Consider the following 22,595-nt stretch of genomic DNA (forward strand, 5'->3'; position numbering starts at 1 on the left):
TTACTTCCCCCTTATTTTGAATTGTGGTAAATACTGTTCATGTGCTTCTAATAACTCATCTAGAATTACTTTGCTACGCTTCTCATCTGTTATTAATGGATTCATGACCAATGCCAAGTATGCATCCTGATAATCTCCAGTCATTGCTGCACGAATGACAAGCTCTTCAAATGCCTTCATTTGCTGAATAATTCCCTTCACACTGAGTGGAAGAGATCCTATAGAAATTGGCTTCGGACCGTCTTTTGTGATCACACAGTTAATCTCGACAACGGCATCATCTGGCAAATCCGAAATCGCTCCATTATTAACTGTGTTTACAGTTTGAATATCTTGTTTATTATTATAGATCGAATCCATCAGGCTACATGCTACATCACTATAAAACGCACCCCCTCGTTTTTCTAACTCCTCTGGCTTATCCCGTAATTCAGGGTCTTTATACAGCTCAAAAAGTGATTCTTCAAGTTGTTGGACAACCTCAGCTCTTGTTCCATGTTCTTTATATGCTATAAGGTCCTTCTCGAGTACATCTTTCGTTTGAAAATAGTATTGATGATACGGGTTTGGTAGTAGTTTAGTAGATTCTATAAATGTTTTCGACCAGCCAAGGCTAACGATATTTGCTGGTGAATAATCGAGCCCATCACTACCAATTAACTTTTCCAACACTTCATCGGTTCGGTCGACTCCTTTAACGAATACTTTCTGACCAAATACAAAGTGATTCATTCCGACGAATTCAATGCTAACATCATCCGGTGCTACATTTAGTATTTCAGCAACAGAATGCCGCATATTATAAGGAATATTACATACACCGATAATTTTTTTATGAGGTGAATGTGTTAACAGTGCTTCTGTTACAATCCCAGCAGGATTTGTAAAGTTAATCATCCACGCATCTGGGCAAATGGTATGAATATCATTTGCAAGCTCCATCAGTACCGGTATCGTACGGAATGCTTTAAACACTCCACCAGCCCCATTCGTTTCCTGACCAATGAAACCATGACTTAGTGGAATTCTCTCATCCTTTGCACGAGCATCCAAACGACCTACACGAATTTGTGTCGATACAAAGTCGGCATTTTTAAGTGCTTCCTTACGATCCAATGTCCATGTTAAGTGAATTGGTTTCCTCGACTTTTCAATCATTCGTAATGCCAGATTCCCTATAATTTGTAACTTTTCCTCCCCCTCCTTAATATCAACAAGTACAATATCGGTTACTGGAAAGCTATCATACCGTTTAATAATCCCCTCGATGATTTCTGGTGTATAGCTGGATCCACCACCTATAATCACTAGTTTTAATGTCACGACAAGTTCACTCCTTAGGTCCTTGTTGAAAGCGCTTAAATTTTTTCGCATTTAGATTTAACAACGAAGTATATTTTCTTAATACAAAATGTATCATACATATATTTAATTGTCCATACAATTTTAGAACCAAATCTCAAATTGTACGTACCTTTGTAAAATAACATAAATTTGTAATACTATTTGTTGCGGATTGTTATTATTTGTATTATCTTGTACACTGAAACTATACAGTAAGGTTCAAGGAGTTACGACAATGGAAAAAAACCAATCATTACATGCTTATATAAAAGAGGAATTACTCAATCGAATTAAATCAAATGAGTATAAAAAGGGAGAGAAAATCCCTACGGAGCTTGAACTATGTAAGGATTTTAATGTAAGTAGGACTACAGTTCGAACTGCCCTAAATCAGCTTACACTAGAAGGATATTTGACTAGACAACAAGGGAAAGGCACTTTTGTAGCCGAGCAAAAATTAAAACAAACACTCTCTCATACTGTGAAGAGGTATAGTGATCAGGTGGCTGTCCAAGGCAAGCGGGCAGAAATAGAGCTTATCGCTATCAATGTCATTCCAGCTAATGAATTCCTAGTAAAATCATTAGATGTTACGTTACAGGATCCTATCCAACGGATTGAAAGGGTTCGGAAGGCTAATGGCGAACCAACACAATATGAAATAGCTTATATTCCATGGGATGTAGCACCTGGTATTACAAAAGAACACGCCGAGATATCTTTATATGGTTCCCTAAAGAATAGCTTTAACGTTCACATCGCGAAAACGACAGAGCATATCGAAATCGCATTTGCCGATGAACGTTCCAGTGCATACCTAAACTGCGACGAGGGCTTACCATGCTTCTATATCGAAACCACAGCCGAAAACGAATTAGGTCAGAAAATCGAATTTTCACGTTCTTATTTCCGCGGCGATAAAACGAATTTCATGATTGAGCGGAATTATCCGTTGGAGGGATAGATTTACATCTTGGCTGGATTTTAAAATAAAAGCCGTATCTATAACAGGTATAAGAACAGATTGTGAAGAAATATTCTTAACCTAACGGAGAAGTAATGTTTTATAAGAAGTTGGATTTTCCATGGTGTAAGATATCGTGAATTTGTATTAGTAGGGTGGTGATTAAAATAGAAAAATTAGTACTACAAAAATGTTTTGATTACTCCTCAAGTTTGAATTTTATAGGTGGTCAAATAGCAAAAGATGGAACACTCATATTAATTGAGAGTGATTTACAGGAATTAGATTTTTTCCAACGTCCTGTACAAAAAAATAATTGGACCATCCGAATTTTTAAAGACGATAGTATAGAAACCGTTGAATTAAAGAATGTTCCCCTTATACCGACGGAAGTGGACTTATTTTCGGATGGTACTTTGCTTATTGTACAAGGTCGTTGTTTAAAAGATGGTAATTATATAGAACGGAATGCTAGAAGGTATAACCCGAATGGGCAGTTAATTGAAGCCTTTACACTTGGAGATGGCATTGAACATGTACAAATTGATGAAACAGATACCATTTGGGTGAGTTATTTTGACGAGGGGATATTTGGTAATTTTGGATGGGAAAAGCCTATGGGTAGTGAAGGGCTAATTGCTTATAGGAAAAATGGTAGTAAGTTATGGGGTGCCGGTAGTTATGGAATTATTGATTGTTACGCCTTGAATGTTGTGAGTTCAAAGGAAGTATATTTTTATTACTATGATGACTTTTTTCTTGTTCGACTTAATGAAATGGAAGAGACTATTCGTTATCGAATAGAAGGCGACGATACAATAACTCAATTTATGTTTGACCATAAAGGTTTAATTGGTCAAGTAGATTTAAGTACAATAATGCGTTTTCGAATAAGAAATAGGACCATTACCCCAAAGGAAAAAATACAAATAATAGATGAAAGCGGTAAGCCTATAATTGGTCCTATGTTTATGCGAGGGAAGTTTCTATTTGCACATGGGAAAGACGGAATTTATAAAAAAGTGTTTGAATAAATGTACTTAAAGTAAAGGGTGCTATATTGAAAGAAGGTGATCATTCAGTTCGCCTTTTAGAATCTCACTGATGAGTTCGTTGTCGTTCATTCCTCTCCCTCCTGTTCCTCTCTTCTAATATAGACGTTGGTATAGATAAAAAAGATTCCCTTTTAATCAAAGTCATTCATTATTTTCATTTACTTAGTTATTGTCAGCGGGCAATCATTGCCCACTTCCATCTACAGGAATTAAAAAGGTGAGCATAGAATGAATCTATCGCTCACCTTTTGTATTAAGGAATATCTATTTCTATCGGCTCCACTGGAGAATACGTCTCATCATAGGAAGGTGATACCGTTAAGGTTGTGTTCCTAATTAGTTTTGGAAATACTAATCTACGAACAATCGTGGTTTGATCGCCATCTATGATTTCATCAATCTTTCCGTCACTTGTTCCTCCCTGTGGCAAATCTATATCAGCATTCACTCCAAGCATTCTAAATGAGTTATCCAGTTCACCCTTTGGATAGGTTACGCGATAGACAATTGCAGTAGATGCTTTCCCTAGAATGACAGAATCCACTTTGAATTCGACATTTCCTTCAGGGTTTGTACTTACTTTCTGATCAAATGTGACTATCTCAACAGGGTTTTGCTGTACGGGTACATTGAATTGCCAGTTTCCTTGTTTTTCCCCTATTTCTTCAAATGAAACTGGAATGGTACTGTGCTTCGGAAGATCCTTATATGGATAAACAATTTGAATATGCCCCTTATATCCATCTTCTGTCTTCTCTAAGGTGGTTAGCTCCTTCGTTTCATCTGCAAGCGGATCACCATGAAACAATTCATATAATGCATAATAATTTCCATCATGCGATTTTTTAATCTTACCTTCCACATCAAACGTAATACCAATTAAATAGCCGTCATAATAAGCACTTGTTAAGGTAACGTCTACATCTTTACTTGAATAGGTTTGATTCAGTTTCTGCACCAAATGTTGCTCTTCTAAATTCCTTCCAACCATATCGTTAAAACCCGCATACCATCCACCAATGACAGGTGCATCCGCCATCACCTTAGAAAAGGATGGAAATATAAAGCTAGAAGAAATAAGAAGTCCTGCTGCTACAGCTACTGAAACAAAAGCTCTTTTAATCGGCTTCCTTTTCTTAGGTGTCGATTCCTGTACAGCCTTATTCACACCGAGCTTTATCGATTGCAATACCTCTTCCTTTGGTACCTCAACTTCATTGACTTTGTTATTGAACGTTTCTTTGTCCATCAAAATAGCCCCCTCCTAAGAACTTTTTCAACTGTTTTTTCCCACGACTTAAATAGGTTTTTATCGTGTTTTCAGGTGTTTCTAGCATGTTCGCTATTTCCTTTAAACTCATATCATAATAGTAGAATAGAATAATGCTTGTCTGATAGTTAGCTGGCAATTTTCCGATTGCTTCAGACAGATCTAGTTTTTCCTCCGTTCTCGCTCCTGGGAACACTGCTATATTATGTTCTGAAGCTAGTTCATTTCTTCTTTTCCTTTGGACTTGATAAGCACAGTTTATAAGTATTTTCGTTAGCCAAGTGAGAAAATATTGCTCGTTTCTTAACTGACTGATGGAGGAAAATGCCTTATAGGCTGTTTCTTGCACGACATCCAAAGCATCCTCACGATTTCTAACATACAAAAATGCCGTTCTGTAAAGGCGATCACGATGCGTTATCAGCAATTGTTCAAACGAATCAGAATCACCTTGCATGGCTTTTCTAATTAAATTTATTTCATCCAACTCTCTTTCCTCCTTTTACTCATTAGAGCGGGATTGATAGGGAAAAGTTTCAATTTTTATATAGAGGAGCAAAACGTTCTTTTACCGATTCGTTGTATTGAGCTATTTTACTATATTTTCATAGGGACGGCTTTACCGATTGTTATAAAATTTCCACCAAAAACAATAGAAATCTAGAGGGGACCGTTCTCTAGGTACTTTCTCTCATTTTTCATTTTAGCAAAGGGCTAACTATTTCGATAACCGAAGGATTGGTTACGCTTTCTTGATATTCCTACGATTGTCTTATATGAAAGAATTTTTAGAAAATATCTAGTCAAAGGAAAACACATGTGTTAGAATCTCTAGAAATAAATTTTTCTAGTTTTAACTAGGGAATAAAAAATTAGAGGGTGATAGGCTTCGAAAAAGGGGTATGGATTTCGTTTCAAAGTAGGATGGTGAAAAACAAAAACTATTAAAGGAGCGTGACTGGTAATGACGTATACGCTAATCAAAAATGGTACATTAATCGATGGAAATGGTGGACAACCAATTGTGGATGCTGCAGTTTTATTGAAGGATAATGTCATTGTGGCAGCAGGGAAATTAACAGATATTCAAGTGCCGAGCGAAAACGTGACGGAGCTTGATGTAAATGGTGGATTTATTTTACCAGGCTTGATCGATACGCATGTGCATATGATGATGGAAGTAGGACCATTGGAAAAGCAAGTAACTACTCCTTTTTCCTACCGTTTTTACAAGGCTGCTCAATATATGAAACGAACACTAGATGCTGGGGTGACAACGGTACGTGATGCTGGGGGAACGGATGCAGGTGTCAAACAAGCAATTGAAGACGGGATTGTGCCTGGCCCACGAATGCAAATCAGTATCACCCCACTCACCATCACCGGTGGACACGGGGACAGCTGGATGCGCTCTGGTGTCGACTTAACGTTACACGGCTATCCTGGAAACCCAGACGGTCTATGTGATGGGGTGGAAGAAGTCACCAAAAAGGTTCGTGAAGTGCTACGTGCAGGAGCAGATGTCATCAAGGTGCATGCAACTGGCGGTGTACTAAGTCCGACCGACCACCCAGAGTATACCCAGTTCAGTCAGGAAGAGCTTGAAGTAATGGTTCGAGAAGCAACATACCGACGAGGCTTGAAAGTGATGGCCCATGCCCAAGGGAAGGAAGGGATTAAAAATGCCGTCCTTGCTGGAATCCACTCGATTGAGCATGGTATTTACATCGATGTAGAGATTGCGAATTTAATGGTGGAACATGGCACCTATCTTGTACCAACCTTACTTGCCCCTGTATCGGTACTCGAAAATGCCGAGTCCAGTGGCACGATGCCCGCATACGGTGTGCAAAAATGTCGCGAAGTGGTTGAATATCATAAAGAAAGCATTGCTCTTGCCCATAAAGCAGGTGTTAAAATCGCCATGGGTACCGATGCAGGCGTCATGGCACATGGTACCAATCTTCGAGAACTAGGTCTCATGTGTGACATCGGCATGACCCCAATGGAATCGCTTATCGCAACGACGAAGACCGCTGCAGAATGTATAGGCTGGGATGATAAAATCGGTACGGTCGAAGCTGGCAAACTAGCCGACATTGTCATTACGAGTACGGATCCTTTAGCTGACATTCGTTCATTAGAGAATAATGATAATATTGTCGTTGTTTTGAAGGATGGGGAAGTGGTGAAGAATAAGCTGAATAAGGTACCGGCGACTAATTATTAGAATTAAGTGGAGAGTAGCCAGTAAAATGGCTTCTCCCATTTTCTAAATATGCGCATGATGCGCTATGGCAAAGGGTGAACTGCACACTTCAAAGATTGAAAATTCAAATAAAATACATTTAAGGGGATGGCTGTCATGAATGAACCTGTCGTTGCGACGATGCTAATTTTGCTTTTGTTAGGTGTAGGTGAATTTTTCTCGATTAAGTCTAGAGCACGGATACCCATGCTGCTTGTCGTCATGGTAGGATACTTAGTCCTCCTGTGGACTGGTGTTTTCCCAAAGGATCTAGTCGGTTCTTCGGCATTAACCGCATTTGGCGGACTAATGGTCGCGCCGTTAATCGTACACATGGGGACCATGGTGCCTTTCAAGCTTCTCAAGGCACAGATTAGAGCAGTATTTATTGCGTTATGCGGGATTATCGTTGCAACTATTTTAGTCCTGCTCACTGTCCCACTTATCTTTGACTACCCTTCCGCCGTTGCAGGAATTGGACCATTAACGGGTGGAACGATTGCATTTATCTTAACAGCAGATCGACTACAGGAACTAGGATTAGTGAGCCTAGTTACCATCCCAGCATTAGTCATCGCCATTCAAGGTTTAATCGGAATGCCCTTAGCAACACACTATCTAAGACGTCATGCTTATCACATCAAAAGCAAGTTATCCTCTAGCGGAAATGCCGAAGCTGCAGCAGCAACTGATGTCGCGTCGATTATGGACACCAAGCGCAAAACATGGATACCGGATAAATACCAAACAAATATCATGCTATTATTACAGCTGTTTATCGGTGGATCCATCGCCGTCTACTTAGGTAATCTTACTGGAATAAGCTTCAGCTTATGGGCATTGATTGTCGGTGTCGTTGGTGCTTTATTAGGTTTTTACAATGACAAAATGATGGACCGTTCCAATTCGTTTGGGATTGCGATGGTTGGCCTGATCATTTACTCTTTAGGCGCAATGAATGACATTACTCCAAGCATGTTTGTTGGCTATATCCCCGTCATACTTACGATTATGATAATCGGGATTACAGGTATTATTATCGGTGGTATCCTTGCCTCCAAGCTAATGAAATGGGATTTGAACAAAGGCGTACCAGTGGCGCTGACAGCCCTATTCGGATTCCCTGGCGACTATATTCTTTGTGAGGAAGTTAGTCGAAGTGTAGCCGATAATGAGGAAGAACGAAAAGCGATATTTAATGAAATTCTAACTCCTATGTTGGTTGGGGGGTTTACTACGGTTACTACTGCTTCTATTGTGATTGCTAGTATTTTGGTGCAGACTATTTAGGACATGAAGGGGCGGTTCCGAGGGGGGAGCGTCCCCTTTGATTTTCTGAGAGGACCTTTATTTTCCCGCTTCACAAAATTGCATATACTTATCTGGTCTTCTTCTTAGTCCTTCTAACAAATAAATTGCATGGAAACTTAGTTGGTGAATAGAAAAAAGTTGAGTAATCTTTTGGATTATCCACTTTTGGTAATATGACCTATTATAAAAATTTATTCAGTGACACCTGTTTCTTATTAAGAAAAAAACATAGCAAACAATAGCACAGCTTGTTTATAATTAATTGTAGATAATATGTAAAGCCAATTATTCAGCATTAATTGCAGAAAACGACTTTACTTTATATGTATTTGCTTCACTATACTTAAGTAAGGAAGTTCACACTCTCATCCACTTAGAAGTTATAAAGCTCTAATTAAATTTATTATGGCTGTAGAGAATGGGATATACTTATTCAAAATATCTACGACCCTGTCAATATCCCATTTATTAACATTATTGCCCTTTAATTTATCCATAAAATCATCAATTATATTTTTGTCTTGTAAATCTATAAATTGATTTGTTCTATAAAAAGAATATATTTCCTTATAAATAATTTGTCTATTATCTTGATTAATGGTTATTGTACTATTATCTCTAGAAACAATATTACTATCTCCAATAATAGCATCTCCATATACAACGTAATTAAGATTCTCTTCTCTTTTTAAATCCACTTCTATAACATAATCTCTATAAAACCAGCTTGGGAATATATCCAACTTATTTTCCAGGTGATCTTGATTTTTAAAACTCGCTAAAACCTCATAAACTCTATTTTCGAAAGTTATTTCTTCCGAAAACCTCGCCTCAATAGCCAACTTTTTACTAGTTTGCCAAAAATAGTACGGAACCCTAACCTGGAAGGAACCATTATTAGAAAGGAAATAATAGTTTATTAACTTATTTTCATAGTTTATCCTTGAATCAATAAATTGTAAAAATTTCAAAAAGAGAATACACACAAGAAATAAAATTACTCCTATAACTACAATAAATATCAATAGATTTTCCAAAATAGTAACAACCTCCTATTTAATTATAAGAATATTTATATAACCCTCCTGAATTATATCGGTAAATGTACTTATAATTTCAAGTTACATAGAATCCTACTGTTGCTTCACGTTTAAATTAAATTCGTATTCTTGTTGCAATCATTTAACAAAGATATATAACATTAAAATTAGTAATACTATTCAACTATTTATGCTATGACTAACCCTAGTTATTTGAGGGAAAAAAACAGACAGCATCAATACTGTCTGTTTGTAATATATTCTTTATCATAAGGAACACGATTTGATAGTTTCGTAAATGTTCAGTTTAATTATACTTTATATCTTCCTAACTTTCTCTTTTCTTGCTGTTTTCCTGCCTAATCTTAAATATTTAATATTTCTATGTTGTTTTGCTTCTTAATTTAATATTGATGTTATTATTCAAGGTAAATTACCTTATTTAATATATCTTCTTTATGGACAAGTTTCTTCTCTGTACAGAGGAATTCCTCTTTTTTATTTCCAAGAAGAACATAATTCTTTTGAGTAGGATATAAAATATACCATCTTTTAGTATTATCTTCTTCATCTTCAACATATATAGTTTGTTTCTCCTTATACCAGTTAATAAAACTTATACCCGGCTTAAATAATACTGGTATTAATAAACTAAATAAAAAAGAAAAAATTATTATCGCTATAAGATAGTCCTCTTCTTTTTCCCTCATTCCCAAATATATCCCAGATTCAAAGATAGTATAACTTAGAGAAAGACCAATAGATATATAGGTTAATAGAACATAAAAAATAAAGAAGATCAACTTTTTTATAACACTTTGTTTTTGAATAAATAATACACATTTAACTATTGATTTCACTTTAAAAATCTTAATTAATTCCTTTGTTTCACTATAACCACTATTGAACGTTGTTAAAAAGAGTAGAAAAGAGAATAACATAAGATCTATAAACATTAAGATGTTTACCGCTGTAAAAGACACACTATCTAACCAATTAATTATAAAATCAACAAAAATAAAAATAAAAGCAGTGGCTAATAAAGAATAAAATATGTATTTTACACTTTTAACTAATAACCTTTTTTCTTTTGAAAACAATTTCACTTCTACTATATCTGCAGTCAAGTTCGATAATGGAGCAACCTTCCAAATGATAGTAACCAACCCGCCAATCATTCCGGGTATACCTATGTATTTTAAAACCTTAAATAACTCTTCCACTTATTAATTCCTTTCTATGTATATTCCTTATAAATTATTTTTGATAATGTTCGAAGAGATAATGATAATAATTCATTTACTGATAAATCGCTCTGTTGTAACTATCTTTCAAAAACAAAGACCGTGTGTCTAGCCACCTCCATTCTGTTACTTCATCTAAGCTACTTTATAATGGGGATTATCAACTTCATACCACTTCACTATCCAACATCCAAACTCTCTTAATAGGAATCTCCTTCTTTATATCATCACTCAGCTTCTCATAGTTTTCAAAAATTTGTTGAATAATAGTTTTGGAATCCCATAAACGAACCTTAAAGAATTGTTTAGGAATCTCCTTCGTAACAGACGATTTAAACCCACTCCATGAAACTAACAGGCCAAAGTCTGCACCAAAATTACTCATTGTACCTATTAGTTGATCTAAGGTCGGTCTATCAAGTGGCGTATCCGAAGTCTTCACTTGAACACAGATTTTTGGGTTGCCAAAACCTAATGTATCGGATGCTGCTAATATATCTACACCATAATCTGCTCCCTCTGGACTTCTGTAAGTTGTAAATCCTTTTGCTTTTAGAATTTCCTCAACCAAATTTTCCATCTTATGACCCTTAAATCGTTGTATGATCCTCTCGGAGATTTGGTCATAGATGTGTTCTTCTAAATCGATAGAAACTGTTTCTTCATTCTCTTCAACTAGTTCCTTTACATTTTTATTTTTTGGTAAATACCAATTATTATTGCGCATTTCATTTATACGTTCTTCCGCATTATTTCTATGTATTTTACAAACTGTCATAAAAGCGCCTAGTGAATATAATATATCTTGATCAAAACGATCCCTTGGAATATCTTTTTCTATCCACTTTACATTACGATAATGATAATAGGGACTTCCAAGTGATTCATCATACACATAATCACCAGCAACCTCCCCAATATGTATTGTTCGATTATACTTAGATGGTAAGACTACTAAATCACCTTTTTCCATTGCATGTGCAATTGGCCAAATTTGAGAAGCCCAGTTGATAGCAGTTTTTTCTTTATCTAAATCATAATGTTCGATTAATCGTCTATATAGAGTTTCTTTCGACTCAATTTCTTTTAAGTCTATGTTTAGGTCATCCCAAGTAAGATAGACTCTTTCATCCTCTAGAAACTTGTTTTCAAATTCGCCTTGTTTTCCTGCACGAAACAGCCAAACTGTCATAGTTACTCCCCATCCTTTCTAATACTAACCAACTATATATTACCTCTATACACAACTGAAATTTACCAATAAATATATCTTTCTATAAGAATATTATTAAATTAATCTATCACCCGAAATTTATTCTTGTTTATATAAAATCTTTAACAATTTTACCTTTATGAGCATGGTATAGATAGAGAAAACCTTTGTCAGATAGCTTTTCCTTCGTAGCTCTATTAAGAGACATATAATTAATAGAGAAATCAACAGTTCCTGCGATACCCACTCCTGCTAAAGAGACAGTTGGTGGTAAATTTACAAATCTGTCTCCTGCAAAGGCAGTTAATGTAGCCATTAAAGTTGGTGATTTTACATCTAATAGTGACTTTATGGAAGATAGAAAAAAATTAATTCGCGCTCCTTTTAACATCCGTATAGCTTCTCTTGTTTCTTTTTCTATTTTTTCTTTAAAAAGCATTAACTGCTCCTTAATCTGTTCAATGGACTCAGAATTACTTATTTCTACCTCGAATTGATTAACTTGTTTTCTAAAAGAGAGTAGCTCCTCCCTATATCTTCTTTTAAATCTAATTATTGTTTCAATTGGAACATCACTCATGGGTGTAGGTAATATATTTAAAGACAGATTAACTATTGGCGTTCTATTGAGTAATGGTCTTTTGGTAGCATATTTAATAGGGTACATAAGATTAATAGGATCGTATTGGTCAGTACCAATTACCGTATAATTTGCATCAGCTAAAGCTGTATACTTTGCAAGTGTAGCCATATAAATATTGGCTAATTGGTTATCAAAACTTTTCCAATCACCTATTGAGGAAAAAACATCCATTTGTTCCAGTATTGTATTTAATCTATTTGATATTTTTTCATTATGTACAAAGCTATCTAAGCTATTGGATCTTAATATCTTTCTCGATGCAATTTCGTTTCTCTCAATAAATCTTTTATAACCTTTTAACTTGTTTATAACCTCTCTTTCAAAATCTCCATAAACCTCACTAAGCATTAATTGGTCTGGATAAATTGCTCTAAATTCACCTTCATCTCTTAATTGGGAAATTAAGGAACTATTTGCAAACAAGTCATTCTCAATACTTCTTGGTACGATAGAACTTACTTCGTCCCAGTATAACAATGACTTTCTAAGCCAGTCATTATTAGGTATCTCGATATTAGGATAATACAAAATTGTTCTTCTCATTACTTTCACCTCTAATTCGTATTAATTGGAATTGAAAAATTACATATCATACTGAACATTATTGAAGTTTCCATAATTCACCAATATCCATTCCGTTATCAACCGAATATCTAATATCACGTTTTGTTATTTCAGTATTCCAGTTCATGCTCCCCAACCACCTCCTAACGTGATTATTATATAGGTTTTGTTAGATATTTAATTCCAACTATTAACTCGGCTTTAAAAATGCACATTTTTCTTAATATTTTACCATAAAATGACATAATATTACTTCTGATTTATTAGATCTAAATTAGGTTATACCGTGAAAATTTTTATTTTCATGTACTCTATCAAGTAAAACTGTTAATCATTCATTAAATTAGAGTTGAATATGCAATAAAACCCCCCTGTTTTTTTCCTCCTCTATCCCTCCGGCACGTACATTTTCCTCAAAGGAATTAGCTCTTTTACATCAACTGGCATCTCCTCATACCACTCCACAACCAAACGTACTAATTCATCCAGGTCAACAACCCGAACAGAAGCTTGACTTGCAACGTGTAGCGCATTCGGTGTAAATCCACAAGTCGATATAAAGAGACTCCTAGCCTCCAATGGATGGGCACCGGTTAACTGTTGGACTTCCCTCGAAGATACCTTCTTTTTCCAATGCTTTACTTGTGCCTTGATTAATGGTATTTCCATGCCAAAGATATCGTTGTAAGCTAGCACATCTACTCCACCATCTGGACCCCTGCCCTTTTCTTCCGTATGAAAACCCATTGCAGCTAGTAATCCTGCTACTAGTTTTTGCATTTCCCATGGGTCTAGTTTGGCAATAGTATCTTTGATTACATCCAAGACGACATCCTCTTCTCTAAATATGTATTTTAATAACGCTCTCCGATCTTTTATTAAAGTCAACCAATATTGTCTAATTAGAAAGTCTCCTCTCCTTGATAGTTGGATAATTACTACACTACTCTTGATGCCAAATACTCCTTCAACAACTCCGCCGTCTCAACGTCTTCCTCTTCCTTCAAGTCATCTTGCTGCTCTTTGCGCTTCTGCTTCCTCTCCATAAACCAATCCGGTACAACCTCGCCGCTACGTGTGCTGGTATGTTTCTTACCATTTCCAGTAAACCTACCATTCCTACTCTCCCGCTCCCTAAGCGTTTCCACTGTTCGAATCCCTTGCTTCACCCAAGACTTCAATATCCCTTTCGCATAACCAAAGTTAAACTTCCCCCGTTCTAATGAACGCTTCATTGCCTCGATTACAAAATCATCGCCAAAATCGTTGATCCAAGACAAAAGTTCCTCAGCTAAAAATGGACTGACTGCACCAAAGTTCTCTTGGTAAAAGCGAATCGCGTCTGATGTGTGTTTTATTTTGTTTTGTTTAATTTCTTTTTGTTTATTTGTTGGGGCAGTATGCTGGTTCGCTTGCTCCTCCACCTTCTGGTTCATCTGCAAGTCCGTTTGTTGGTTCTTAGTGTGGTCCAACTCCTGCTTTACATCTTTCTCCCCATAATCCACCATGCTTTTTAAAACAATACTATTTTGTTTATATAATCGCTTCATTCTATAAATAGGTGGCACATTACTACCGATTGAACGGCATTCTATCAATCCTCGTTCTTCCAGTTCCTTTCTAGCCCGTTTGAAGGAACTGTCGGTCAGTCCACTCTTCCATTTCAAAACTGTACCTGCCACGGTAAACTCCTCAGCCCAAGCTGCCTTATTATTGATGTGTAGCAATGTATGCCATAAGATTGCCGCAGATGAGGATAACGGCTCTCTCTCCATCAGATCATAAAACGCATTAATCTCTTTAATATAATTCATCTATGTATCTTCCTTTCTATTAACTGGATGGGGACACTCCCCATCCAAATCTATTTTTTAAACATCTTCTTTACAATTAAGTATCCCCGATGCCCGCAGCTTCTTCTTAGCCTCTCTCGCCCAACTTTTGACGGCATCAATACTAACTCCTTCTAGCTGAGCAATTTCCTTTTGCGAGAGTCCTTGAATAATATAGTAGTCCACCCACTTCCATTGATTAGGAGTGAGCAACTTCTTCACTTCATCCCACACCTCGGTATCTGCCACCTCAATATCTTTAGGTGTCACAAGTGGACCATTACTAATCGTAGAATAATTCCCGTCCTGCTGCTGAATACTCTCATTCTGAAGACAAGCTTCATTGATTTTCTGCTCCCTTGCCTTTTTCCGGATCATATCAATCATCCGGTTCCGAATCACGAAGTTGAAATAAGTAGATAGTGGTCCTTTGTCAGGTTGATAGTTTTTATATGCTAGCCACAACGCGAAGAGCCCTTCTACATAAAACTCGTTGTATGGATCTCTAATTCGTAGCTTATGAATGTGATAATGTATTCGATTTTCATTCTGTTTAAATATTTCTTCAAACGTGAATTTCTTATCCATCTAACACTCCCCTTCACGCAATAATTGTGCCGGCACCACTAGAATAACTAGAGTGTAAGAAGTTGTCACATCGCCTAACTTCAACGAATTTCACTACAAATTTGAACTTTCTCCTAGGAAACTTCAATTTTTAAGAAAAAAAGTCCCTAAAAACTTATTTTGGGAAGGGGGTTTAGAAGTTAGGAAGTATTTTAATTTTTTTGTGGAAAATAAAAAATCAGTTCTTAAATTACATATTTTGTAAAAATCCATACGTTCGTTTGTGGTCGAATCGCTTATCTCCTACGAAAATGGGTACAAAAAAGGACGTGCCTAGGTGGAAAAAGAGCAGCTACAGTTAATATCTCAGGTTTTCGGGAATGAACTTAGGAAAATTCGTGATATTGAAAGGGATGTTACACAAGAGCAGTTTGCTCAAGATACTGGTATTGGTCCTGAACATATTAGTGAGATTGAGAGAGGAAAGAGATTGCCTCGTATTGATACCTTGTTAAAGTTACGTAATGCAGGAGTAAATATCAATCTTATATTCGATCGGATTATTCAAGAATTGGATGCAAATGGTATCGATTTAACAGAGTAAACTAATCTCTTATGAAGGAAGTTCTATCATATGAGTAGTTTAATGCCACATTATAAAATAAATGAACAAACAATGGCTCTAATACCTAGTGACTTTACCGACTATCAGACTATCGCAATCGAAACTGATAAAAATTTACACATAAAGAAAACCCCTTTCGAAATTATAGAAAGGGGTTGTTTGGATAACTTTAGTTCTTTTGAAGGTAGAAGAAATTCTATTACCCATCTAACGGGTTTTAAGAGAAAAACACCGATACCAATAAGTGTTTATCGAAATATTTACGCCTTTCCCACTCATGCTTTGAAGGATAGGAAATGTTGTTGGATTTTTTATCATCATGTTGAAGTTATTGTGGAAGTTACTCTTGAGCAATCTGTGATTTTGTTTAAGAATGGGACTCAAGTTGTGATTGATGTACCTAGGTTCGAGTTGATAAAGCAATTGGAAAGGACAAGTCTGATTTTATCCATTTCTAGGGGGGGCCTTCGGAGCTAATTCACTGAAAAAGTCGTAACGTTCCATTATTTCTTTATAGGTACCTTTATCTTTGACCGCATAGGTGGTATATGGGCTATAGCACTTCTGGTGGATAACGGTATTTAAGTCGTCTAAGAAAACTTGGTCTTTCATTTTGTATAGTCTATTACAGTTTGGGCAGTGTAGGCGGTCGAAGTCGTGGTTCATTTTATCACTTCCAATTGAACTAGTTTTTCTTATTAATTCAACATATTCTTTGTTTTTCCTGCTTAGAATATTTAGAAAATCTGAAGCTTTATTAATAGCTTGAAGAGCTCATAATGATAGAGAGTATTAAGTCGGTTAAATCATAAAAATTTATGAAAGCTATATCTATGATACTGTTCCCCGTATCAATCTAAAGGCAATAATTCTAAGAGAAGGACACCTCTCATTATAGTTTTGAGATTTTCCTTTATTAATCTTCATAATCTGATTTTTAAGATCATCATGCCTAATTTCAACAAAAGAATATATGAGTCTACCTGGGAAGTAATTCTATTTATTAGACAAATGAAGGAATTCGTCTTAGTGTTGTCGAATAATATCATATATTGAAAAATATGTGAATGGGGTTCTAAAATGCACGAATATATTTATAATCAAATGACTCATAACATTAATTTCGAAAATAGTGAATTACAGAAGTTTTTCTGTAAAGATGATCCAGCTCTAATTACTTCCGAGGAATCAGAAGATTTTCATCTATATCTTACCGATATTCTACAAGAGACGTTCCATAGAGAATTTTTTTCAAGCAGACAAATAGATAAAAGTGACCATGTTATTTCTGATATTAAAGATCAGTTAAAGAAGAAAACACAAACAATTAGAAATAATATTCTAAATAAGTATCTTCAAAGTGAAAACCTACATATTTTGATGAGTAATGGTTGTTCTCTATATGCAGGGTCTAAGGCAATTAATACAAATCAAAAGCTAGAACACACTACTTTATTAGAGAATCACAAATTTGATGAACACGTTAATAACAAGGAAGCATTGGAAAATGTATTACTTAATCTAGCTAAGAAAAGGCCAGAACAGGCATTAGATGGATTATATGAAATGCTTTCCTATTATCAAAATATACTTCAAGATGACTCCATCAAGAATCAGTTAGAGGAACTAGTTGAAAGTTTTAAAGAAATTTTTATCAAGAATTTTGTGCTAACAATTGATTATGAAGTAAATCATCTTCATAAAACTTTTTTAAAAAAGTTAGTTTCAAGAGGGGCAAAGAGTAATAAAGTAAATATTTTTACTCTAAACTATGACTTGTTAATAGAAAAAACAGCGGAAGAACTTGGAATACATGTTAACAATGGTTTTTCTGGATTTCATTACCGTTCTTTTAATCCCGCTTCATTTCATCTTGATACACATATTCAATATTCAGACGGAGGGAAAACTTATACTAAAGGGATAAATTTATTTAAATTACATGGATCACTTTCTTGGTTTTTTGATAATTACAAACCTCCTTACGGTATTTCAGAAAAACAATTAGATTTTAAAATGTTATCTACTGAAGGTGAAGGAACATTAATTCCAGATTGTATTATTTATCCCGTTCAATCTAAGAAAACATACTCACTAGATTTACCTTATAGTGAAATGTTCCGCCAGTTTATTGAATTTTGTAATAAGCCAAATTCCACTTTATTAGTTATGGGCTATAGTTTTCTTGATGAACACGTTAACGATATAATTACCAATGCGTTGTCTAATCCTGACTTTAATCTAATAATTTTCTCTTATTCAAATAAATCTGACGGAAATATTTCTCCATTTCTTCAAAGTTTAATAGAAAGGAGCTTTGAAGATTCCAGAATTACTATATTTTTCGGGAACTTACTAGGAGATTTTCAATATATTACCGGTTATCTAGTACCATATCCTAACTTTGATAATAATGAGAAAGTAATTCTCGATACATTAACAAAATTAAAAGGTGAGATGAATAGCAATGTTTGACGGGGATGTACGAATAGGGAAAATAATAAAAATCGAGGGATTAGCAATACATATTGAAGTAACAGATGAAAATGTGGCTAATAAGCTAGTTCTAAAGTACGGAATTAATGATTATGTAGCATCAATCAATAAGTTGATTTACAGTATTTTACCAAATGGAAAGAGAATAATTGGAAGGATTTCCAAAATATTTGATAAAAACACCTTTATCCCTGATGATATTTTTTTAAAGAGTAATAATTCTTTTGTAATCGAAGCAACTTTGTTGGGAGTTTATGATGACTATTTAATGAAATTCGATTCAGGTATCAATAGCTTTCCCATTATTGGTAGTGAAGTTCTTTCAATTAGCCAAAAAATATATCAATCTATTGTTAGTATAAATGCCCCTTACAATCTACCAATTGGTACCAGTTATGATGATAACCAACTTGAAATCTCGGCAAATCCAGATATATTGTTCGGAAAACATATGGGAATATTCGGAAATACAGGTACTGGAAAAAGTTCTACTGTTGCCTCTCTTTTTCAGGGTTTAAAAAGAAGACTACAAGATAAAACTGGTAATCCAGTAAATATTAAACCTAAAATTATCATCTTTGATTCGAATGATGAATATGAGCAAGCCTTTGAAAGAACTGAATACTCAGTAAAGAAAATAAAAAAAGAGGAATTATACTTACCACATTATCATTTAAGTTTTACTGAGTATTTCCGATTTTTGGGAGCGAGCCTTGGTGTTCAAGCACCCATTCTAAAAAATTGTATAATTTCACTTAAAGAAAGAACTGACACTGAGAACAAAAAATTCTTTCAATTTAGTGACCTTCAAGAAGAAATTAACAGATGGCTATGGAATAATGCTAGAAAAAAAGATAAAGATGGGAATTTTACTGGAGAATTTGATAATTTCAAAGCTAGCCAGTGGTTCAATTGGTGTTCAACAATGATGAATAGAATCCAAACTATTACTGATGATCCTAGAATTTATCATATTATAGAGAGCAGAGATGGAGAAAAAAATACAATTGAGGAGATTATAGAATCTGATTTTGAAATCTTTATAATTGAAGCGGACTTTGAAAAAGATGAATTAGATATTGTAATGTTTCTGTTTTCCAAATTGGTCTATGAATGGGCTATAGAGAATAGAAAAACAAGCAATGTTGACAGTTTAGTAATGCTCTTTGAAGAAGCTCACCGCTATATTAATGAACAAGAACAGGAAGAATTCAAATTGGGAACATATTATATTGAACGACTTGCACGAGAAGGAAGAAAGTTTGGAATTAGCTTAATAGTTTCCAGTCAAAGACCCTCTGAGCTTACAAAATCAATAGTCTCACAATGCAACTCATTCATTGTTCACAGAATAACTAACAAGTTAGACTTAGAGTTTGTTAACAGAAACTTGTCCAGTAATAATCAAGACTTAATAAAATTTGTGCCGGGATTAGAGAAACAATATGCAATTGTTTTCGGTGAAGCATTTGGTTATACAGATATAGTAAAAATAGCTGATGCGTCGCCTGTTCCTAAAAGTGAGGATCCAAAAGTGATTGGATCTTGGAAAATTGCAGAATAATCGTCTCTTATAAGTCAGAATTTCATAACCTATTTAGAAATAGCATACGTCTTTTTTTATTAGTAATTACGTAGATTCTGTAGACTACTTTATTTCGCATATGTTATTTAATTATGCAATCATTCCATAATAAAAGGCAACCATACATTTAATTATATGATGGACTTCTTATTAAAGATACAAGTAAAAGGATGAGGAAAAAACACTCTCCTTTTACTTAACTTTCTATTATGAATAACTCTTCTTCTTTAAAAAAAGTATGACCACAAATCTATAAAGGGACTAAATAAGTTAATTATCTTTTCCTGATATTGCTCACTTAACTGATAAAACAATGACATACCAGCAAATGTAGTTGCTGCTACTGATAAAACAACTGTAATTACCGAAAGCCAAAATGACCTTTTTCTAAGCGAGTTGTTTGTTTTAATTTCCAGCAATTGAACAGTTTCATCTATCATCTTGGCAAAGTGTTGAGAATAATCAAACGTATTATCAATAATATATTTAGTATTATCGACAACCATCTCAGTTGCACTCCTATCAATATATCTAGGATTTATTGGTTCAAATTCAGCTAACCTCTTAATTTTTGATTTTACTCTATCAAAGTAATTTTCACCTATTTCATTTTTAAACCTTTTGAGAATTTGTAGATTCCTTTCCAATTCATACCTTATATTTATTAATTTTTGATACTTTGGTTTTCCTTTTTTATTGATGAAAAAGTTTTATTTTGCTGTATTGCAATTTTCTTGCTGGTATCTACCGAATACTCTCTCATCACCATAATTGGAAGTAGCAAATCCGCAAACTCTTTTAACATATAAACAATTTGGAATTCTAGTGAATGATACATTGGCTCCCGTTTAATTGTTGAATTGCAAGTTACCTTCAATGAATTATCAATCAAATAAGGTTCCCTTCCTTCGGTATATAACTGCCAGTAACCGTCCTTAGATATGTCGCTGAAAGGACTATCCATTCCAATTGAATTCCAGAATGAACTTCTTTTCTCATTCTTAGCTTTTTTTTAAACACATGAAGTTTGATTCAACTTGTAGACTTCAATACCTGGAGGAATCAGTTTGTTTTTTGTAAAATACAAGGTGAAGTAATTACTGATTTCTTTCATTGTTCTCCATTTCAGCTCTAGGACTAAATCTTCTAACATTTGATTTTTTACAATATCATATGATAGACCTTTCCCTCCCCAAAACTTTAATAAGTTTTTAAATCTAAGATCAAATGAATGCCCCTCTTTTATATCGCTCTCAATTAACTTCTTATATTTGTTATTAAACTTATCAGATGGGGTTATCACAAACTGTAAAATAATTGAGGATGAAGATAAGTGTGTACCTTGAATATGTATATTTTTTACAAAATCAGAAATAATACCCTTATTATTAAAATCTATAATACCAAAGTCACTCCAACGTCCACCTTGAATACTCTTTTTAACTTCATTACAAAATTCATCTACTCGATCTGTTTGTCCTTGCTGAAAACCGAAAGTGTAATTTTTCAAAAGTTTTTTTAGGCCTTTATTTAACCTATCTACGTTCTCAATTGGTATATATTCAGCTACATATATAGAAAGTAAATCTAAGTCAATATCTTTAGGTATTTCAGATGTACTGATCTTTTCTCTTTCCCAACCTTCCACTGTAATTCTTGCTGATTCTAATACTTTAGGAAGATATTTTGATTTTACTTTCCAATTCTCATCTATAGGTATCTTTTTAATATAAGGTAAAGTTAGTTTAGTAAATTTTTAGTTTATCTTTTCTTTAAAACTTAATCTATTACGACTGAATGGGTTCTTTAACTCTAGCATCTGTTCTCCCCCAAGATATTCTTTTAGTATAATTGTAACATAAATATACTATAAATTAACTTTATTACAAAAAATCGTTTCCTAAATATATAGAAAACGATGATTATACTATGCTGCATTATAATTTTAAATTCTATTGATCAATAGAGTACCTTTATAGTTATACTAACTCTTTTTCCAAATCGTCGTCCTTAAAGTCATACTCCTCTAACTCTTTCTTTGTAAAAAGTGATTCCTTACCTTCCGTAAACTCCCGGAGAACTACCTCTACTTTTATTATATCGTATATTCCTTGTTCAATCGCTTCCATTATAACACCATCCATATAGGCTTCCTTAAATCTTTTACCAACTTTCCTTAACAAAATCTCAGTTTCCAGTAAACTTAACCTCATTGCTAATACTATACGGAACAGCATGTTTATTGGGATTTCCCTTGATCCATTTATATATCTATTTAATGTGGATTCATTGATTAAACTACGTTTAGATAAGGTAGATTGTGTTATATCTTTTTCAAACATTAACTTGTTTACATATTGATGAAAATTCTCATGTTGATCATTTGTATTTCTTTTAATGGCCTCTTCAAATCTCATAAAACTGATTCTTGAAAAAGTATGTCCAAAGCCAGTCTGTATTTCTTCTTTTGTTTCATGAATTCGTTTATATTCTGTTCTAATTCTTTCTAGCTTTCTACTTATTTCATCAGTATCAAATAGCAAAAGAACATTTATTAGAACCTCATTTAGTTCTTTATTCATGCCTATTCCTCC

At 34.4% G+C, this 22,595-nt stretch carries 21 protein-coding genes; 8 read left to right on the forward strand and 13 right to left on the reverse strand.

The features are described 5' to 3' along the window. On the reverse strand, positions 1 to 1,323 hold the full coding sequence (locus AB1K81_RS10500; RefSeq protein ID WP_412976609.1) for a 6-phospho-beta-glucosidase: 1,323 nt from the start codon (positions 1,321 to 1,323) through the stop codon (positions 1 to 3). A gap of 256 nt (positions 1,324 to 1,579) precedes the next feature. On the opposite strand from AB1K81_RS10500, the gene AB1K81_RS10505 reads away from it, so the two are divergent. Further along, positions 1,580 to 2,308 carry a GntR family transcriptional regulator gene (locus tag AB1K81_RS10505; RefSeq protein WP_412976610.1) on the forward strand — a complete coding sequence of 243 codons (729 nt, stop codon included), beginning with the start codon at positions 1,580 to 1,582 and terminating at the stop codon, positions 2,306 to 2,308. A gap of 158 nt (positions 2,309 to 2,466) precedes the next feature. After that, positions 2,467 to 3,342 carry a hypothetical protein gene (locus tag AB1K81_RS10510; protein WP_412976611.1) on the forward strand — a complete coding sequence of 292 codons (876 nt, stop codon included), beginning with the start codon at positions 2,467 to 2,469 and terminating at the stop codon, positions 3,340 to 3,342. 274 nt (positions 3,343 to 3,616) lie between these two features. Here AB1K81_RS10510 and AB1K81_RS10515 read toward each other — a convergent pair whose 3' ends face one another. After that, entirely contained in the window at positions 3,617 to 4,612 is a 996-nt protein-coding gene (locus tag AB1K81_RS10515) for a DUF4179 domain-containing protein (protein WP_412976612.1), read from the reverse strand. Beyond that, positions 4,590 to 5,120, reverse strand: coding sequence for a sigma-70 family RNA polymerase sigma factor (locus AB1K81_RS10520; RefSeq protein WP_412976613.1), 531 nt, complete (start codon positions 5,118 to 5,120; stop codon positions 4,590 to 4,592). Before AB1K81_RS10520 ends, AB1K81_RS10515 begins: the two co-directional genes overlap by 23 nt. A 477-nt stretch (positions 5,121 to 5,597) precedes the next feature. Between AB1K81_RS10520 and AB1K81_RS10525 the strand changes: the two genes are divergently transcribed. Continuing rightward, positions 5,598 to 6,863 carry a metal-dependent hydrolase family protein gene (locus AB1K81_RS10525; RefSeq protein WP_412976614.1) on the forward strand — a complete coding sequence of 422 codons (1,266 nt, stop codon included), beginning with the start codon at positions 5,598 to 5,600 and terminating at the stop codon, positions 6,861 to 6,863. Between the two features lie 126 nt (positions 6,864 to 6,989). Further along, entirely contained in the window at positions 6,990 to 8,171 is a 1,182-nt protein-coding gene (locus AB1K81_RS10530) for a hypothetical protein (protein ID WP_412976615.1), read from the forward strand. A 401-nt stretch (positions 8,172 to 8,572) separates the two neighbouring features. Here AB1K81_RS10530 and AB1K81_RS10535 read toward each other — a convergent pair whose 3' ends face one another. The 7 genes from AB1K81_RS10535 to AB1K81_RS10565 all read right to left on the reverse strand — a co-directional run bounded on the left by AB1K81_RS10535 (position 8,573) and on the right by AB1K81_RS10565 (position 15,316). Then, positions 8,573 to 9,229: a hypothetical protein gene (locus AB1K81_RS10535; protein ID WP_412976616.1), complete on the reverse strand. Its 657-nt coding sequence runs from the start codon at positions 9,227 to 9,229 to the stop codon at positions 8,573 to 8,575. Between the two features lie 422 nt (positions 9,230 to 9,651). Beyond that, a complete protein-coding gene (locus tag AB1K81_RS10540) occupies positions 9,652 to 10,455 on the reverse strand; it encodes a hypothetical protein (RefSeq protein WP_412976617.1) in 804 nt (267 codons plus the stop codon). A gap of 187 nt (positions 10,456 to 10,642) precedes the next feature. Continuing rightward, positions 10,643 to 11,668 carry a restriction endonuclease gene (locus AB1K81_RS10545; protein WP_412976618.1) on the reverse strand — a complete coding sequence of 342 codons (1,026 nt, stop codon included), beginning with the start codon at positions 11,666 to 11,668 and terminating at the stop codon, positions 10,643 to 10,645. Between the two features lie 130 nt (positions 11,669 to 11,798). Beyond that, positions 11,799 to 12,875, reverse strand: coding sequence for a DUF6236 family protein (locus AB1K81_RS10550; RefSeq protein WP_412976619.1), 1,077 nt, complete (start codon positions 12,873 to 12,875; stop codon positions 11,799 to 11,801). A 408-nt stretch (positions 12,876 to 13,283) separates the two neighbouring features. Further along, complete coding sequence (locus tag AB1K81_RS10555; RefSeq protein ID WP_412976620.1) at positions 13,284 to 13,721, reverse strand: restriction endonuclease; 438 nt, start codon at positions 13,719 to 13,721, stop codon at positions 13,284 to 13,286. A gap of 113 nt (positions 13,722 to 13,834) precedes the next feature. Next, positions 13,835 to 14,710 carry a DnaD domain-containing protein gene (locus tag AB1K81_RS10560; RefSeq protein ID WP_412976621.1) on the reverse strand — a complete coding sequence of 292 codons (876 nt, stop codon included), beginning with the start codon at positions 14,708 to 14,710 and terminating at the stop codon, positions 13,835 to 13,837. A 57-nt stretch (positions 14,711 to 14,767) separates the two neighbouring features. After that, positions 14,768 to 15,316 carry an RNA polymerase sigma factor gene (locus tag AB1K81_RS10565; protein ID WP_412976622.1) on the reverse strand — a complete coding sequence of 183 codons (549 nt, stop codon included), beginning with the start codon at positions 15,314 to 15,316 and terminating at the stop codon, positions 14,768 to 14,770. A gap of 316 nt (positions 15,317 to 15,632) precedes the next feature. Here AB1K81_RS10565 and AB1K81_RS10570 point away from each other — a divergent pair, with 316 nt between their 5' ends. The 4 genes from AB1K81_RS10570 (at position 15,633) to AB1K81_RS10585 (ending at position 19,980) form a co-directional block, all read left to right on the forward strand. Beyond that, a complete protein-coding gene (locus tag AB1K81_RS10570; RefSeq protein ID WP_412976623.1) occupies positions 15,633 to 15,899 on the forward strand; it encodes a helix-turn-helix domain-containing protein in 267 nt (88 codons plus the stop codon). A 30-nt stretch (positions 15,900 to 15,929) separates the two neighbouring features. After that, positions 15,930 to 16,397, forward strand: a complete 468-nt coding sequence (locus AB1K81_RS10575; protein WP_412976624.1) for a competence protein ComK — start codon at positions 15,930 to 15,932, stop codon at positions 16,395 to 16,397. A gap of 603 nt (positions 16,398 to 17,000) precedes the next feature. Next, positions 17,001 to 18,395, forward strand: coding sequence for an SIR2 family protein (locus AB1K81_RS10580; RefSeq protein WP_412976625.1), 1,395 nt, complete (start codon positions 17,001 to 17,003; stop codon positions 18,393 to 18,395). Beyond that, on the forward strand, positions 18,388 to 19,980 hold the full coding sequence (locus AB1K81_RS10585; RefSeq protein ID WP_412976626.1) for an ATP-binding protein: 1,593 nt from the start codon (positions 18,388 to 18,390) through the stop codon (positions 19,978 to 19,980). The genes AB1K81_RS10580 and AB1K81_RS10585 overlap by 8 nt, the downstream gene beginning before the upstream one ends. A gap of 248 nt (positions 19,981 to 20,228) precedes the next feature. On the opposite strand, the gene AB1K81_RS10590 is transcribed toward AB1K81_RS10585, so the two are convergent. The 3 genes from AB1K81_RS10590 to AB1K81_RS10600 all read right to left on the reverse strand — a co-directional run bounded on the left by AB1K81_RS10590 (position 20,229) and on the right by AB1K81_RS10600 (position 22,583). Further along, entirely contained in the window at positions 20,229 to 20,648 is a 420-nt protein-coding gene (locus AB1K81_RS10590; RefSeq protein WP_412976627.1) for a hypothetical protein, read from the reverse strand. A gap of 365 nt (positions 20,649 to 21,013) precedes the next feature. Then, positions 21,014 to 21,649: a hypothetical protein gene (locus AB1K81_RS10595; protein WP_412976628.1), complete on the reverse strand. Its 636-nt coding sequence runs from the start codon at positions 21,647 to 21,649 to the stop codon at positions 21,014 to 21,016. Between the two features lie 331 nt (positions 21,650 to 21,980). After that, complete coding sequence (locus tag AB1K81_RS10600; RefSeq protein ID WP_412976629.1) at positions 21,981 to 22,583, reverse strand: helix-turn-helix domain-containing protein; 603 nt, start codon at positions 22,581 to 22,583, stop codon at positions 21,981 to 21,983. Between the last annotated feature and the right edge of the window lie 12 nt (positions 22,584 to 22,595).

Source organism: Ornithinibacillus jepli (assembly GCF_047228935.1).
Lineage (GTDB): Bacteria > Bacillota > Bacilli > Bacillales > Amphibacillaceae > Ornithinibacillus.

Bases quoted from the DNA above. Each gene is read 5' to 3' on its own strand.
- AB1K81_RS10560 (WP_412976621.1), bottom strand. From the start codon at position 14,710: ATGAATTATATTAAAGAGATTAATGCGTTTTATGATCTGATGGAGAGA.
- AB1K81_RS10585 (WP_412976626.1), top strand. From the start codon at position 18,388: ATGTTTGACGGGGATGTACGAATAGGGAAAATAATAAAAATCGAGGGA.
- AB1K81_RS10565 (WP_412976622.1), bottom strand. From the start codon at position 15,316: ATGGATAAGAAATTCACGTTTGAAGAAATATTTAAACAGAATGAAAAT.
- AB1K81_RS10600 (WP_412976629.1), bottom strand. From the start codon at position 22,583: ATGAATAAAGAACTAAATGAGGTTCTAATAAATGTTCTTTTGCTATTT.
- AB1K81_RS10575 (WP_412976624.1), top strand. From the start codon at position 15,930: ATGAGTAGTTTAATGCCACATTATAAAATAAATGAACAAACAATGGCT.
- AB1K81_RS10530 (WP_412976615.1), top strand. From the start codon at position 6,990: ATGGCTGTCATGAATGAACCTGTCGTTGCGACGATGCTAATTTTGCTT.
- AB1K81_RS10550 (WP_412976619.1), bottom strand. From the start codon at position 12,875: ATGAGAAGAACAATTTTGTATTATCCTAATATCGAGATACCTAATAAT.
- AB1K81_RS10505 (WP_412976610.1), top strand. From the start codon at position 1,580: ATGGAAAAAAACCAATCATTACATGCTTATATAAAAGAGGAATTACTC.
- AB1K81_RS10545 (WP_412976618.1), bottom strand. From the start codon at position 11,668: ATGACAGTTTGGCTGTTTCGTGCAGGAAAACAAGGCGAATTTGAAAAC.
- AB1K81_RS10515 (WP_412976612.1), bottom strand. From the start codon at position 4,612: ATGGACAAAGAAACGTTCAATAACAAAGTCAATGAAGTTGAGGTACCA.
- AB1K81_RS10525 (WP_412976614.1), top strand. From the start codon at position 5,598: ATGACGTATACGCTAATCAAAAATGGTACATTAATCGATGGAAATGGT.
- AB1K81_RS10580 (WP_412976625.1), top strand. From the start codon at position 17,001: ATGCACGAATATATTTATAATCAAATGACTCATAACATTAATTTCGAA.